This window comes from Methylobacterium nigriterrae, from assembly GCF_037106235.1.
Taxonomy (GTDB): domain Bacteria; phylum Pseudomonadota; class Alphaproteobacteria; order Rhizobiales; family Beijerinckiaceae; genus Methylobacterium; species Methylobacterium nigriterrae.
Genome location: NZ_JBAWTG010000932.1, coordinates 1 through 266 on the forward strand (window position 1 = coordinate 1; position 266 = coordinate 266).

The window sequence follows — 266 nt, forward strand, 5'->3', positions numbered from 1 at the left end:
CGAGCACAGCGACGATGAACGCCCCGAGCAGCGGCGCGAGCGCCTGGGGAACCGCGGTGGCGATGTTCATGATGCCGAGATCCTTTCCGCGGTTCTGGGCGGCGGGGAGCACCTGGGTCGCAAGCGCCTGGTCGACCGAGAGGAAGCATCCGTAGCCGAGCCCGAGCAGCCCGGCTGCGACCATGGCGACGCCAAGGTCGGGCACGAGGGCAAGCAGCAACGCCGCGACCGCCTGCAGCGCGGACGCCGTGAAGACGAACATCTTG

General features: G+C 69.5%; 1 pseudogene. It reads right to left on the bottom strand.

The annotated features are described in order from the left end of the window. Window positions 1-266, bottom strand: a pseudogene (locus WDW90_RS39735) (hypothetical protein); the annotation flags it as partial.